The sequence below is a fragment of the Gordonia sp. p3-SID1431 genome (assembly GCF_025143765.1).
GTDB classification, from domain to species: Bacteria; Actinomycetota; Actinomycetes; order Mycobacteriales; family Mycobacteriaceae; genus Gordonia; species Gordonia hongkongensis.
The window spans coordinates 39,089-54,036 of the sequence record NZ_JAMBDT010000026.1 but is presented as its reverse complement, the minus strand read 5'-3'; the positions used below and the strand labels follow the sequence as shown (position 1 = coordinate 54,036).

13 protein-coding genes are annotated in these 14,948 nt (G+C 68.3%); 5 read left to right on the top strand and 8 right to left on the bottom strand.

From position 1 onward, the window contains the following. Positions 1–141: 141 nt before the first annotated feature. Positions 142–1,107 (top strand): septation protein SepH, encoded by a 966-nt coding sequence (sepH, locus tag M4D77_RS09185; protein ID WP_065630815.1) that lies wholly within the window; start codon positions 142–144, stop codon positions 1,105–1,107. Continuing rightward, on the top strand, positions 1,108–1,875 hold the full coding sequence (locus M4D77_RS09180; RefSeq protein WP_065630759.1) for a DUF6928 family protein: 768 nt from the start codon (positions 1,108–1,110) through the stop codon (positions 1,873–1,875). Here the strand turns inward: M4D77_RS09180 and M4D77_RS09175 are convergent. Next, positions 1,872–2,171 carry a DUF2537 domain-containing protein gene (locus M4D77_RS09175; protein ID WP_065630758.1) on the bottom strand — a complete coding sequence of 100 codons (300 nt, stop codon included), beginning with the start codon at positions 2,169–2,171 and terminating at the stop codon, positions 1,872–1,874. The two genes, M4D77_RS09180 and M4D77_RS09175, sit on opposite strands and share 4 nt — an antisense overlap. After that, a complete protein-coding gene (locus tag M4D77_RS09170) occupies positions 2,168–3,022 on the bottom strand; it encodes an RNA methyltransferase (protein ID WP_259936064.1) in 855 nt (284 codons plus the stop codon). The genes M4D77_RS09175 and M4D77_RS09170 overlap by 4 nt, the downstream gene beginning before the upstream one ends. Before the next feature lie 80 nt (positions 3,023–3,102). Here M4D77_RS09170 and M4D77_RS09165 point away from each other — a divergent pair, with 80 nt between their 5' ends. Next, positions 3,103–4,326: a GNAT family N-acetyltransferase gene (locus M4D77_RS09165; protein WP_259936065.1), complete on the top strand. Its 1,224-nt coding sequence runs from the start codon at positions 3,103–3,105 to the stop codon at positions 4,324–4,326. A 91-nt stretch (positions 4,327–4,417) separates the two neighbouring features. Here the strand turns inward: M4D77_RS09165 and M4D77_RS09160 are convergent, their stop codons facing one another. Beyond that, positions 4,418–4,882 (bottom strand): MarR family winged helix-turn-helix transcriptional regulator, encoded by a 465-nt coding sequence (locus M4D77_RS09160; protein ID WP_065630756.1) that lies wholly within the window; start codon positions 4,880–4,882, stop codon positions 4,418–4,420. A 105-nt stretch (positions 4,883–4,987) separates the two neighbouring features. After that, positions 4,988–6,556, bottom strand: a complete 1,569-nt coding sequence (locus M4D77_RS09155) for an NCS2 family permease (RefSeq protein WP_259936063.1) — start codon at positions 6,554–6,556, stop codon at positions 4,988–4,990. 24 nt (positions 6,557–6,580) lie between these two features. Between M4D77_RS09155 and M4D77_RS09150 the strand changes: the two genes are divergently transcribed. After that, the gene (locus tag M4D77_RS09150; protein WP_058251612.1) at positions 6,581–6,829 is read left to right on the top strand and encodes a DUF2530 domain-containing protein; all 249 of its coding nucleotides are present in this window, start codon (positions 6,581–6,583) and stop codon (positions 6,827–6,829) included. Here the strand turns inward: M4D77_RS09150 and M4D77_RS09145 are convergent. The 4 genes from M4D77_RS09145 to M4D77_RS09130 all read right to left on the bottom strand — a co-directional run bounded on the left by M4D77_RS09145 (position 6,826) and on the right by M4D77_RS09130 (position 13,299). Further along, positions 6,826–8,337, bottom strand: a complete 1,512-nt coding sequence (locus M4D77_RS09145) for an APC family permease (protein ID WP_259936062.1) — start codon at positions 8,335–8,337, stop codon at positions 6,826–6,828. The two genes, M4D77_RS09150 and M4D77_RS09145, sit on opposite strands and share 4 nt — an antisense overlap. A gap of 22 nt (positions 8,338–8,359) precedes the next feature. Beyond that, entirely contained in the window at positions 8,360–9,430 is a 1,071-nt protein-coding gene (locus M4D77_RS09140; RefSeq protein WP_259936061.1) for a phosphotransferase family protein, read from the bottom strand. 13 nt (positions 9,431–9,443) lie between these two features. After that, on the bottom strand, positions 9,444–10,694 hold the full coding sequence (locus M4D77_RS09135) for an acyl-CoA dehydrogenase family protein (RefSeq protein ID WP_065631957.1): 1,251 nt from the start codon (positions 10,692–10,694) through the stop codon (positions 9,444–9,446). A 70-nt stretch (positions 10,695–10,764) separates the two neighbouring features. Further along, positions 10,765–13,299: a PQQ-binding-like beta-propeller repeat protein gene (locus M4D77_RS09130; RefSeq protein ID WP_259936060.1), complete on the bottom strand. Its 2,535-nt coding sequence runs from the start codon at positions 13,297–13,299 to the stop codon at positions 10,765–10,767. 363 nt (positions 13,300–13,662) lie between these two features. Here M4D77_RS09130 and M4D77_RS09125 point away from each other — a divergent pair, with 363 nt between their 5' ends. After that, positions 13,663–14,922: an HNH endonuclease signature motif containing protein gene (locus tag M4D77_RS09125; protein WP_259936059.1), complete on the top strand. Its 1,260-nt coding sequence runs from the start codon at positions 13,663–13,665 to the stop codon at positions 14,920–14,922. Positions 14,923–14,948: the final 26 nt, after the last annotated feature.

The following is a 14,948-nucleotide window of genomic DNA, read 5'->3' as shown; positions in this document are numbered from 1 at the left end:
ACCACATACGACGCATCGATCGCTGGCGTCGCTTGCGCCCCACGCGTGCTGAACTGCGGTTTTGCCGCGTGTCCCACAGTGAACCGGCAGATCGGTGAGTTAATGTGACCCCAATGCGTGCACCGACCGGAGGAGGAGCAGATGCGTGAGCTCCGCGTCGTCGGGGTGGAAACCGACGGCTCCCATGTCATCTGCCAGGACCCGCAATCGGGCGAGAAATTCCGCATCGCCTCCGACGAACGCCTCCGCGCCGCCGCCCGCGGCGACATCTCACGACTGGGACAGATCGAGATCGAGATGGAGAGTGCATTGCGGCCACGCGAAATCCAGGCACGAATCCGAGCGGGTGCAACCGTCGCCGAGGTGGCGGCCGCAGCCGGGGTGGGTGTGGACAAGATCGAACGTTTCGCCCACCCGGTCCTCCTCGAGCGCAGCCGCGCCACCGAACTCGCCGGCGCCGCGCATCCCATCCGCCATGACGGCCCGGCAGTGGCGACCCTGGTCGAGTCGGTCGCCGAGGGACTCCTCGCCTACGGCCAGAATCCCAACGACGCCGACTGGGACGCATGGAAGGGCGACGACGGGTACTGGGTGGTCCAGGTCGCGTGGAGCGTCGGACGCACCGACAACCTGGCGCACTGGCGCTACCAGCCGGGATCGCACGGTGGCAGCGTCGACCCGCTCGACGACCTGGCCGACGAGCTCACCCATCCCGAGACCATCGCGCCCCGTCGTCGGCTGACCCCGGTCGCCACCCCCGAAGTCGCTGTCGAGACGACCCCGGACGGACGCGAAGAGGTCACCATCGACGCAGCCTCGATCATCGGTGCGCAGCGCGCCCGGCACGACCGCCGCACCGCGGCCGAGGACGACGGCGCCGTGCCGTTCGACTTCGGATTCGACGACGAGCCGTCCGCCGCCACCGCCGAAGCCTCGGACACGGACGACGCGGCGGCCACTTCCAACGCCGACGACGCCGACGCCGACGAATCGGTGCCCGCACCGTCGTCCGGCCCCGAACGTCCGCGCCGCAAGAAGGCACGTAAACCGGCGGTCCCGGCGTGGGAGGATGTCCTGCTCGGCGTGCGCAGCAACGGGAACAGCTGAGTGTCCTCCGCGCGCGCGGCGACGGTCTGGTTCATCGACACCGACGACCCGGCCGCGATTCTCCGCTCGCGTCCGGCCAACGACTCCCAGCACGCCCAGCAGGTCGCGACGACCGTCTTCGGTGACAGCGTCCTGGTCCCGCTCGTCGACACCGATCTCGCGTCCGCTGCCGCGGTCCGCGACACCCACGTCTACGCCGGGTTCTACGGCCCGCTCGCCGTCGTGTCGTGTTCGCTGTTCGAGACGACCACGCCGTCGACGCTGACCCGCGCGCTCGCGCGGATCCGTCCCAGCGCGACCACGACCCTCCTCTACACCGAGCCCGACTCCTCACTCGGAGTGTTCGCCCGGTGGGAGTCGGGGACGCTCCGACGCTCCTTCGCCGCCGACCCGGTCACCATCCACGAGGACCACGGCCTGCCGTTCACGTTCGAGAAGCCGTTCTGGGGTGGCGAACACCCGCTCAGCCACGCCGAGGGCGTGCCCACCGCACCCATGTCGCTCCCCTTCCATCCCGCGCACCTCGCCGAGGAATCGAACCGTGCGTGGCTCGGGTTCCGCTACACCCACCCGCTCGCGGAGTCCGATCTCGACCCGGCCCAGATCACCGTCACCTGCTTCGCGTTACACCCGGCCGAATACGAACCGACCGCGGCCGACTACGAGAACTACCGCGCCGCAACGGCTTCGCGCGCCCGGGAGCGGACGGGATCGCCGGGTCAGGACGCTCGCAAGCGCGGGCGTATCCGCGAGTACTTCGGGTTCTAGGGTGCGGGGCGTCCCATCGCCAGCAGCGCGATCGACGACGCGACCCCGGCGAGGAAGCCGAGCAGCAGTCCCCACACGACCCACCGCCACACGGGCCGCGCCCGGAACTCCCAGAGGGTCCATCCGAGTCCGCCTGCGACGACCAATACGGCGGCGATTCCGAGGAACCGCAGGATCTCGCCGATGAGCAGGTAGACGCCGACCAAGACGAATGCGGCGAACAGCGCGCACGAGGCACCGACGATCAGCCCCAGGGCCCACGGCGTCGGTTCGACACCCTCCCGCTTGACGGTCACGATCCCATGGTGCCCGACCGGGCGCGCTCGTAGAACGCAACGGCCGCAGCGGTCGCCACGTTCAGCGAGTCGGTGCCCCGGCTCATCGGGATGCGCGCCTTCACGTCGGTGGCCGCCATCGCCGACGCGGTGAGACCGGGGCCCTCCGCACCGACCAGGAAGCCGACCTTCTCGGCGGTGACGGCTTCGGCCAGGGTCACGGCGGCGGGATCGGGCGTCAACGAGACCAGCCGGAAGTCACGTTCCCGCACCAGGTCCAGGCCGCGCGGCCAGTCGTCGAATCTCGCGAACGGCACGAGCAGTGCATGGCCCATCGATACCCGAACGCATCGGCGGTACAGCGGGTCGGCGCAACCCTGACCGAAAAGCACTGCGTCGACGCCCAATCCGGCGGCGTTGCGGAAGATCGACCCGATGTTCTCGTGGTCGTTCACACCTTCGAGGATCGCAACGGTCCGCGCGCTCTCGAGGACCTCCGGCACCGTGAGCACGGGCGGTCGGCGCGACACGGCGAGCACGCCGCGGTTGAGGTGGAAGCCGACGATCTCGGCCATGACCTCGGCGGTGGCGCGGAAGAACGGGACACCGGCCAGCCCGGGATCACGGAGATCGGCGTCGAGCTCCTCGAGGCGTTTCGCGACACCGAGGAAGGCGTGGGTCGCGAACCGTGACGCGATCATCCGCTGGGCGACGAGAACACCTTCGGCGATGACCAGACCACGGCCCGGGCGCCCGCCGGGCAGAACCGGGAGATCGGGCCGTCGGTCGACGGAGTTGAGGTCGCGGAAGTCGTCGACGCGCGGGTCCTCCGAGTCGTCGATGTCGATCACGTTCACTGCGAGCCCGGGCACCGCAACAGTCTGCCACCCGGACGAAACCGGCAGCGCACGGGTGTGAAACTGTGGAGGGCGTGACCAGCGATTCGACTCCGATGTCACGTCTGTCCCTCGCCCGCGCCACCGACGCGGACTGGGCCGACATCATCACCACCGATGCCCGCGCGTTCGCCATGCGCAACCCGCTGCCCGACGACGAGGTCGCCGATCTGCGCGGCAAGGTCGCCGACGACGACGTCGTACTGGTGCGCGACACCGGGTTGGACACGCGGCCCCTCGTCGGGGTGGCGATGTTCTACCGGATGTCGATGTCACTGCCCGGCGGGGGCGTGTCCGACGCGGCCGGACTGTCGTGGGTCTCGGTGGCGTCGACCCACCGGCGGCGTGGCATCCTCCGCCGCATGCTCACCGAACTCGTCGAGCAGTGGGAATCGGAGAAGTACACCTTCGGAATCCTCACCGCGAGTGAGGGCACCATCTACGAACGCTTCGGCTTCGGACCGGCATGCTTCGCGAACTCGGTGTCGCTGAGCCCGGGCGCCCAGATGCGCGCGGCCCAGCCCGACGATGCCACCGTCCGGTATGCCGACGCCGACGCGGTGGCCGCCGCGATCCCCGACCTCCACGCACGGTGGACGCTGACCACCCCGGGCGCGCTCACCCGCACCCCCGCCTGGTGGAATCCCATCCTGGCCGACCGGGCGTCGGAGCGGCCGCTGTCGGCGAGCGGTCTGCACTACCTGCTGCACGCCGACGGCTACGCGAGCTACCGCATCTACAAGGACGAGACCGGCGCGGTGCGCGGCGAGGTCAACGAGGTCTTCGCGGTCACCGACGACGCACACACCGATCTGTGGCGCGTCCTGATCAGCCTCGACCTCATTCCCTCGCTCACCGCGACCATCCCGGTCGACGACCCGCTGTCGCAGAAACTCGTGAATCCGCGGTCGGTGTCGGTCACCGGGACCGCCGACACGATGTGGCTGCGCATCCTCGACGTCCCAGCCGCCCTCGGCGCCCGTCACTATGCCGCCGACCTGGACGCCGTGATCGAGGTGACCGACGAATTCCGCGCACACGGAGGCGTTTTCGACATCTCGGTACGCGAGGGCGGGGCGATCGTCGCGCCGGCGAAGTCGGGAGCGACGCCCACCGTCTCGCTCGACATCTCGGTGTTGTCGAGCATCTACCTCGGCGGGATCCGACCCTCGGCCTTCGCGGCGGCGGGACGCCTGCGCGTCGACTCCCCGGCGACGCTGCGCGCGCTGGACCACGCGTTCATGACCGACCGCGCCCCCTTCTCGGGCACGTTCTTCTGACCCTTCGAGACGTCCCTTCGCAAGCTCCGGGACTCCTCAGGGAGCGGAGAGACGTCCCTCCGCAAGCTCCGGGACTCCTCAGGGAGCGGGATTAGATCGCGCGTGAGCGCGGGACGTCGGTGTCGGCCTGCCCGAGGATCTTGTTGGCGATGCGCACGGCCTCGCGCAGGATGTCCCGCTCCTCGGCGGACAGTTCCGCGAGGCGGTCGCTCAACCATGCCTTGCGGGCGGCGAGTTCGTCGGTCACGACTTCGACGCCTTCCGGGGACAACGTCACGATGGCCTGACGGCCGTCGGTGGGATGGGGTTCGCGCTTGATCATCCCGAGATCCGACAGCGAGGCGATGACCCTGGTCATCGACGGCGGGCGAACCCGCTCGGCGGCCGCGAGCGCACCTGGTGTCATCGGGCCCTCGTGGTGCAGCGTGTTGAGGGCGGACAGCTGAGTGAGCGAGACCAGCTTGTTCTCCCGCCGACCTCGGAGTCGGCGCGCCAGGCGCACCACGGCGAGGGACAGGTCGCCGGACAGACTTCCGTCACCACAAGGTGCATGCATTGCCAAATCGTAGGCCAGGAAATCGGCCTCGCTGCCCGTCCGCGACGAAATTGAACCGGGTGGACGACACCGAAACGGGCAAACCCGGACAGACGACCAAGTTCGTCAGCCGATGAGGTCGGAGATCGGTCCGCGCGCGAAGTAGGCGACGAAGATCGCGGCGACGAACCAGAGCAACGGATGCACAGTGCGGGCCTTGCCCGCCGCGGTCGCCATCACGACCCAGCTGATGAAGCCGATGCCGATACCGTTGGCGATCGAGTACGTGAACGGCATCGAGACGACCGTCAGGAAGGCCGGCAGCGCGTAGTCGAGCCGTTTGAAATCGATGGACGTGAGCTGGCCGATCATCATGGCGCCGACGACCACCAGCGCGGGGGCGACCGCCTCGAGCGGGATCACCTCGTAGAGCGGTGTCAGGAACATCGCCACCAGGAACAGGATTCCGGTCACCACGTTGGCGAGGCCGGTGCGCGCACCTTCGGCGATACCGGACGCAGACTCCACGAACACCGTGTTCGACGACGCCGAGGCGGCACCGCCGGCGATGGCGCCGGTCCCCTCGACGACGAGCGCTCGGCCGATACCGGGCAGGTTGCCCTTCTCGTCGGCGAGCCCGGCCTCCTTGCCGAGGCCGGTCATCGTGCCCATGGCGTCGAAGAAGTTGGAGAGCACCAGCGCGAAGACCAGCACCGATGCCGCGAGCACACCGATCCGGGTGAACGCGCCGAACAGGTCGACGTCACCGACCAGGCTGAGATCGGGCAGACCGCCGAGGGCGCTGGGAATGTCGGGCACGCTGAGACCCCAGCCGGAGGGGCTGTCGACGCTGGACCCGTAATCGAAGATCCGCTCCAGCACGATCGACAGCACCGTCGTGATGGCGATACCGATCAACAGGCCACCGGGGACCCGACGCACCACCAGGACGCCCATCAGCAGCACCCCGACCGCGAAGATCAGTGTGGGGATCGTGGAGATCGAGTTGTCGCTGCCCAGCTGCACCGGGACGGTGGTGCCGGCGGCATCGGGGATGCGCTTGACGAATCCCGCGTCGACGAAACCGATGAAGGCGATGAACAGACCGATCCCCGCCGCGATCGCGGCTTTCAGTTCGGGGGGCACCGCGTTGAACACCGCGGTGCGGAATCCGGTGACGGCCAGCAGGACGATGATGATGCCGTCGACGACCACCAGACCCATTGCCTCGGGCCAGGTCACCTGCGGCGCGATGGACACCGCCAGCAGGCTGTTGATGCCGAGACCCGCCGCGATCGCGAACGGATAGTTGGCGACCAGGCCGAACAGGATCGACATCACGCCCGCGACGAGCGCGGTGACCGCGGCGACCTGCGCCAGCGGCAGGACGTTGCCCAGGACGTCGGTGTTCTTGTCCCCGCCCGGGATACCGCCGATGATGATCGGGTTGAGCACCACGATGTAGGCCATCGTGAAGAACGTGACAAGGCCACCGCGGAACTCGCGGTTGATCGTCGAACCGCGTTCGGAGATCTTGAAGAACCGGTCGAGCGGGCCGCGCGGGACCGCAGAATCCGGCCCCGGGGTGGTCGCGGGAAAGTCGGGCTCGGTGGGGAGGTTCCCCTTCGACATGTCCGCACCCGGGGTGTCGGAGGACCTCAGATCGCGAGACTCACTCGGCTCATCGTGTGGCACGTTCCGAAAGCTACCCTGTTGTCCATGTCCACGACACTCGAGATCCCCGAACTCCCCCGCGCGTTGCGCGCCCCGGAGCCGGTGATCGTGGTCGGGATGATCGGGTGGGTGGTGGCGACCGTGATCGTCGCCCTCACCGATCTCGGTGGCGACCGCGCGCTGCCGGTGTGCCTGGTGGGCCTGGCCGTCGGTCTGCTCGGGACGACGATCGTCCTCGTCCAGCGCGCCGGTGTCCGACGCGGTGATCGGGGCGCGCAGGAAGGTCTCGACTAGCTTCTGTCCGGTTCAGCCCCGTCCGGTTCTGCGGCCGCGGCGAATTCGTCGACACCGGGTTCGTGTTCGAGGACGCGACCGGGCCCGAAAAGCAGGGCGACGAAGTAGAGGCCGCCCGCCGCGATCAGCCCGAGCACGATCAGGGTCGGAACCCGCGCGTCGTCGGGCGTGACGAGCACGAACAGGGCGACCCCCACCCAGATCAGCGCGGCGACGGCGACCGGCATCTCGAGGCGTCCGAGACTGAACCCACCGGACTTGCGCTCCAGACGCTTTCGGACGACCAGGTACAGCACGACGGTCCCGCCGTAGATGAGCGCGGGCAGGATCGTCGACGCGATGATCAGCTCGATCAGCGCCGCCCCGGGCAGGGCCAGCATCAGCACCACTCCGACGCCGAGGATGAGCAGCGTCGCCGGTACCGGGGTCTGGGTCCGGGGGTTGACCCTGGCCATCAGCCGGTGCGCCGGGAAGCGCCGGTCGCGGGCCATCGCGAAGACCTGCCGGGCGCACGCCGCCATCACCACCATGCCGGCGCCGAACATCGCGAAGACGATGCAGGCGAGCAGGATTCGCTCGGCGACCGGCCCGAGTTGTTCCCGGATGATCGCGGCGACCGGCGACCCGTCGGCCGTGACCGCCTGAACGTCCTCGATCGCCGTGGTCAGGACGATGAGGAAGACCAGTCCCAGGACCGCGGCGGCCACCACCGATCCGACGATCGCCCGGGGGACGCTGCGGAACGGATCCTTCGCCTCTTCGGCGAGGTTGGCCGCGGAATCGAACCCGACCAGGGTGGTGAGTCCTATGACCATCGCGGCCATCACCCCGCCACCGATCGCCCAGTAGTCCGGCGCACCGGCGGCCACCCCCTCGGACACCAGGTTGCCCGGGTGACCGCTTCCGCTGAACACCATCACCGCCGCGAGCACCAGGATCAGGATCGCCACGATCGCCAACTCGACCGCCACCGCGCCGGAGGTGAACAGGCCGAGCAACCGGGTCGACGCGATCACCAGCACGGCCTGGATGACGAGCACGACGAGCGTGATGACGCGGGCGACGTCCTCGTCCTCGGCCATCCCGGCGAGCGGCATCAGCGCCTGACTGGCCAGCGCGTTGTCCATGGCGACCACGCCGATCACCAGGTACCAGAAGCTCAGCCAGCCGAAGAACCAGCCGATCTTCGGGTTCGCCAGCCTCGACGCCCACTGATACGACGACCCGCTCAGTGCGATCCGGGCGGCGAATTGGGCGACGACCAGCGCGATCAGGGTCTGGCCGACCGCGGCGACGATCCACAACCAGATCCCGACCGGACCCGCCGTGGTGAGCACGCTGCCGTAGGTGGCGAAGATCCCGACCGCGACGGAGATGAACGCGAAGGAGATCGCGAACACCGCGAACCCGCCGAGCGTCCGGCGCAGCTCCGGACGGTAGCCGCTGATGCGGATCTCGTCGGGTGATCCGCTGCCGGCACCCGCCGGGGTGACCACGTCCTCCGCCATGGCGGTCCCCTTCGTCGGGTGGTTACACGAGCAGGTCGTCCAGCCGTTGCGCGATGATCCCGACCGCGTATCCGAGACGTTCGAACGCCTTGTTGGTGGTCTGGCCGTGGTAGTAGCGGTAGTAGATCTGCTGGGCGATCACCCCCGCCCGGAACAGTCCGAACACCTCATACCAGCGCCAGCGTTCCGGCGTCATGTCGAATCCCATGCGCTCGCAATAGTTCTCGACGAACTCGGCACGACTGAGCATGCCGGGCAGGTGCGTCGGGACACGTCGCATGAGCTGCATGGCATCCGGGTCGTCGGCCTGGATCCAGTAGGCCATCGAACCCGCGACATCCATCAGGGGATCGCCGAGGGCTGCCATCTCCCAGTCCAGGATGCCGATCACCCGCGTGGGATCGTCCTTGTCGAGGACGACGTTGTCGAGCTTGAAGTCGTTGTGGATGACGCAGTTGGCGACGTCGTCGGGCTGGTTGTCGGCCAGCCACGTCATCGTCGACTCGAAGTCGGGCACGTCATCGGTGTGCGCGTTGCGGAATCGCGCCGACCAGCCCTCGACCTGCCGTCGCACATAACCCGGCCCCTTGCCGAGATCGGCGAGTCCGGTCGTGCTCGGATCGACCGAGTGGACCTCGACCAGGGTGTCGATGAAGTTCAGACAGAGCCGGCGTGCCTGCTCGGCGTCGAGCGGGACGTCGGCGGGCCACTCGGTCCGCGGGATGACACCGTCGATGCGGCCCATCACGTAGAAGTCCGCGCCCAGGACCGACTCGTCGTCGCAGAAGGCGATCATCGGCGCGATGTAGCGGATGGCGGTCGCGAGTTCGGACTGGATCCGGTACTCGCGTGCCATGTCGTGCGCGCCCCGCGCCTTGGTACCCCGGGGCGCCCGGCGCAGGATCAGGTCCTTCGACGGATAGCGCAGCAGATACGTGAGATTAGAAGCGCCACCGCCGAATTGACGGACCTCCGGCACGGCGTCGAGACCGGTCGGGTCCGCGGCGTTGGCCTCCAGCCACTTCGCCATCGCCTCGACGTCGAATGCATCCTCGGTGCGGACCTCGCCCGCACCGGCCACCTCGTTGGTCATCCTCGTCCCCCGATCAGCGGTACTTGCCGAACTCGATGCGCGCAACCACGTTGCGGTGCACCTCGTCCGGGCCGTCGGCGAGTCGGAGCGACCGCGCGCCCACCCACGCCTGCGCGAGCGGGAAGTCGTCGGTGAGACCGGCGCCGCCGTGCAACTGGATGGCGAGGTCGATGACGTCGAGTGCCATGTTGGGCACCTCGACCTTGATCTCGCTGACCGCCGACAGGGCTTCGCGGGACATGCCCTGGTCGAGCAACCAGGCCGCGTGGTGGACGAGGAGTCGCGACCGGTTGATCGCGATGCGGGCGTCGGCGATGCGCTCGCTGTTGCCGCCGAGCCGGGCGAGTTGCTTGCCGAACGCCTCCCGCGAGAGTGCGCGACGCACACCGAGTTCCAGCGCCCGCTCGGCGAGTCCGATCGCCCGCATGCAGTGGTGCACGCGACCCGGACCGAGCCGGCCCTGGGCGATCTCGAAGGCGCGGCCGGGTCCGAGCAGGATGTTCGACGCCGGGACGCGCACGTTGTCGAAGCTGACCTCGCCGTGGCCGAACGGCTCGTCGAAGTAGCCCATGGTGGTGAGCATCCGGTCGATCGTGACCCCGGGGGCGTCGATCGGGATGAGCACCATCGTGTGCCGCGACTTCCGGTCGGCCTCGGCGTCGGTGACGCCCATGAAGATGAGCACCTTGCAGTCCGGGTGGCCGACGCCGGTGGAGAACCACTTGGTCCCGTTGATGACGACGTCATCGCCGTCGAGTACGGCGGTCGCGGCCATGTTGGTGGCGTCCGACGACGCGACGGCCGGCTCGGTCATGCAGAAGGCGCTGCGGATCTCGGCGGTCAGAAGGGGTTCGAGCCACTGTTTCCGCTGCTCGTCGGTGCCGTAGCGCAGCAACACCTCCATGTTGCCGGTGTCGGGGGCGTTGCAGTTGAAGATCACCGGCGCGAGCCCGGACGATCCCATCGCCTCCGCGATCGGCGCGTACTCGGAGTTGGTCAGCCCGGCCCCGCCGTCGGTGCCGAAGTCGGCGGCATAGCGGCCGGCGTGCTCGGCGGGCAGGAAGAGGTTCCACAGCCCCTCCGAGCGGGCCTTCTTCTGCAGTTCGGCGATGATCGGCGACGGCGTCCACGGGTTGCCGTTCTCGTCGCGGCGGGTCTTGATGTCCCGATGGATCTCGGGTTCGACCGGCTCGATCTCGGTGGTCACGAAGGTGCGCACGCGTTCGGTGAGTTCGGCCGACCGCGCTGACGGGGAGAAATCCATACCCGACCGTATCGCGATGAACCGATTAGTCGTCATCGTTCCGAACAAACCGGCGCGGCGTCGGGCACCGTCACTTCCAGTACAGGGTCGTCCGCTCCGGTCCGGCCGTGGTGCTCACCAGTTTCGCGAAGCAGTTGTCCGGGCCGAATCCCTGAGCGCGACACCAGTTGTTGGCCTCGACCGGGCCCGGGAAGGTCGCCGCGGCCACCGTCACCCACCAGCCGCGGTACGAGAACACCGGCCACTCGTCGCTCCACAGGAGCCGAACGTCGTTGAATCGCAACCGGAGTGCCAGGAACTCGTCGAGGATGGCCTGGTCGGCCCAGGTCCGCCCCTCGGCGACGAGACCCGGCCGTTTGGAGCTCAGCTGCGCCACCCACCGGTTGTTCAGGTTCGCCACGATGAAGGCCCGATCGGCGTCGGCCTGCAGACGCAGGGCGCTGACGCTGCTCGCCGTCACGTCGGCTCCGGCCGGGAACGACGGCCCGGTGGCGGTCGACGACGCGGCCGTTCCCGACTGCGGAGTCGCGAGCTTCGGCGCGGCCCCGGAAGTCGGGCCCTTGTCGCAGTCGACGAGGTAGCGGCCGTCGCCGGCCGCACTCCCCTGGGCACCGAGCGTGTCCGGCAGCCGGAAGAAGCTCCCGGGCGGATAGGTGAGTTCCATCGTCAGCGCCTCGCCCGCCCCGTCGAGCGAGGGCACCGCGACCGGTGCCCGCTGGAAGTCGAAGTTGCCCGACGCGACGATGCCGCTGCCGTCGGTGATGGTGATGCGTGTCTGCGGCCCGTACAGGACGTCGCCGCCCGGACACTTCGCGGTGACCTTCATCGTCACGCCGAGCCCGCCCGCCGACGTCCGGAACGACTGCGGCGTGAACACCGGGGGCGCCCCGCACGGCGTGACGTATTCGGGTTCGCCGCCGTCGGCGGTGCCGGCTTCGCGAGTCGTGCCCGGGACGATGGCCTCCGGACCGGTGGGCGCGAAGCCGGTGATCGTGGTCGCGGTCATCGTGATCAGGCGGTCGCCGACGGCGAACGTCAGCGGCGGACGCGGTTCGGTGACACCCGCAGCGGGGGTGTTGCCGATCGTGGACGGGGGCACCGACCACACCGGCGCACCGCCCACCAGATCCAGGGCGGTTACGCCGCCGTCGGCCATGGGCGCGATGAGGCGTTCGCCGTCGGTGACGGCGTGGCCGGTCGACCCGTAGACCGGCCCGGTCGGAGTCGTCCACAACGTCTGGCCGGAGATGGCATCGACTGCGGTGACAGCGTCGTGCGTCGTCCACACGACTTCACGGTCATCGGCCAGCACGACGGTCGGCGAGGTGTGGGCCGGGAGATCAGTCGTCGTCCAGATCCGCGCGCCGTCCGCGACGTCGGTGTATGCACCGTCGATGAGCACACGCCCGCTCTGAGTCGGAGTCATGACAGCAGCGGACTCCACGCTCATACCCGCCAAGTCGCTGGTGGTGCCGTCCGGCCGGACCACGACGACCGGACCATTCGTCGGTGTGCCGCTTGTCATGCTGCCCGTCACCACGAGGATCGATCCGTCCGGGCGTGGCAACATCCCGGTCCGGCCCGGACTCGTGAAGATCTCCCGGCCGTCGTCGGCCGAGATGACGGCGACCACGCCGTCGGCGCTCGCGATGAGCTCGTCGGTGGCGATGAACTGCGAGGCGTCCCCGCTCGGAAGCGCTTCGGGCAGGTCGATCGTTCGCTGCCACTCCACGCCTCCTGGTGTCACCTTGTGGAACACGACCTGGCGTTCGTTGCCACCACTGAAGTCGCGGACGAACGCCGCTCTCCCGTTGAACGCGATCCCGAACGCCTGCGGCGGAGCGGGAGCACGGCCGATCTCGCGACCTGTCCGGACGTCGACGAAATACGCGGCGCCCCGACCCAGGCAGGCGATGGTGCTGTCCACGATGGAGGCCGAGCACCCGGACACGGGTTCGTCGAACGACCACGCCCGGCCGGACTCGGCGTCTATCCCGATGGGCCGCAGTGCCGGGCCGTTCGTGGAGTCACCTACCTGCACGAGCGTCACCAATGTGTGGTCGTCGTGGACCGCACCCTGAGTCCTGTACGTCGCCTCGAGCGGCAGACCGGAGACGTACCCCGTACCACCCAACGAACTCGCGTCGACGCTCCAGGCTGGACTCGGCGCGGTCGGGAACGAACCGGTGAGCTGACCGGCGACGAGGTCCGGCGTTTCGTCGGAATTGCCACTCGACGAGGACACCTTCCACCACACGACGCCCCCGAGGACCAGCGCGAGGACACAGACCAACGCGACGCCCGTGATCAGGTACGCGCGCCGATTGGACCTGCGCGGGTACCCGGGCTGAGGATATCCGGGCTGGGGGTACCCCGGTCGTGGGTAACCCGGCGGTGGGTAGCCGTACTGGGGCTGTCCGGGTGGCGGCGGATAGCCAGTCGGCGGTTGTTGATACGGCGGTGGGTACTGCGGCGTCGGGCCCGTCTGCGTGGCGGCGTAGGGGTCCGGCGCCGGGGCCTTGTTCAGCGACACCCCCGGGACCACCGTTGGGCGGGCAGGTTGGATCGTCGTCGGCGACTCGTCGCCGTCGGCTGATCCGGGCATGGTCGCGTCATCGTCGGGTGGCCCCGGATTCGACATCCGTCCAGTGAATCCCAGTCCGACGCCGTTCGACTGTCCCCCACCCGGGGGAATTTCGGCGTCCGCTCACGCCGACCGAGCAGTTCCCGCATTTGCACAGCGAGCCCGGGTGCGCCCCGCCGGCTGAGTAGCTCGCGCTCGCCGAGCGACCCCGAGCTACCGTCGAGGCCTTCGTTCGTGACAAACCCACCACTTTTCGACCGGAAATCGAAACGGGTGTGACTGAAGTTCATCACTGTCAACGATCAACGCGCATTCAACGAAATCGACTGCACAGTCGACAATTTCGGGATCTCGAGCCTGTGGAGAAACCTCGAGATCGAACGAATGTTCCTGTACCTTGGAGTCATGCCAGAGCTCGCCACTCTCCTCGATCAACTCGTCGAGACCACCCCGCCCGCCGACGACCCAACGGGCAGAGCAACATTCGACGCCCTCGAGACGCTGCGTTTGATCCGCAACACCGTCGACCACCAGATCGTCATGCACACTGCGCAACTCGAAGCTCTCGGTGTCGCACAGAAGGCCGGCAGCACCACCAAGAAGCTGCTGATCGAGTCAGGACATGCACCAGCCGCTGCTCTTCGCACCATGCGGGGTGTCGACGCTATGGCCTCCCTTCCAGCTATGGCCCGACATGCCGCTGACGGGAGACTGTCGAGCGAGATCGTCGACGCCATCGCCCGCGGAATGAACCAGATCGCGAAGCGTTGCCCCGAAGCGCTTTCCGACGACGAGCGCTCCCGGTACGAGATCGAACTCATCGCCCAAGCACTCTCGGGTGCTACTCCGACAGAAGTACTCAAGCATGCTCGAGCAATCGCCAACACGCTCGCCGACGCCTCAGACACAGGAGTCCCCGCCGCCGACGACCCATCGCTGAACTCGGTCAACGCCCACACCACCGACGAAGGCCGCGTCGAAATCCGTGCCGACCTCACCCAGGTCGCCGGCGAGAAGTTCCAGGCCATGATCGACGAACGATCGTGTCCACGGCCCGAACCCGACGGAGCCGAAGATCGACGAACCGCCGAGCAGCGTCGTGCCGACGCTTTCGAACTGATCCTCGACCAAGCAGCGATCGGCGCGACCATCGACACCGTCGGAAGCCCACGCACGCAACTGATGCTGACCATCCCCGCCACCGGAGAACTCGCAACGCTGCCGTGGACCGGGACGGTCAGCCAAGCCACCGCGAAACAGGTCTCGTGCGACGGCTCGCTGACCGAGATCATCCTCGACGCTGAGGGCGTACCACTACAGATGGGTCACACCCACCGGTTGTATCCGTCACACCTCCGCAAGGCGATCATCGTGCGCGACGCCTGCTGCATCAAATGCGGTGCACCACCGTCACATACCCAGGTGCACCACATCAAGTCGTGGGCCGACGGTGGACCCACCGACCTCGACAACGGCTGTTTGCTGTGTCAGCGCTGCCATACGCAGGTCCACCACCACGGCTGGGACATCGTGATGGGTTTCGACCGCCATCCCTGGCTTGTCCCACCCGCCAGTATTGACCCGCAACGCCGACCACTACCCGCCTACAACCGACGCACCATGCGACTCGACGACGCCGCCTGACCGCTGCCGCCACAGACCACCAGACT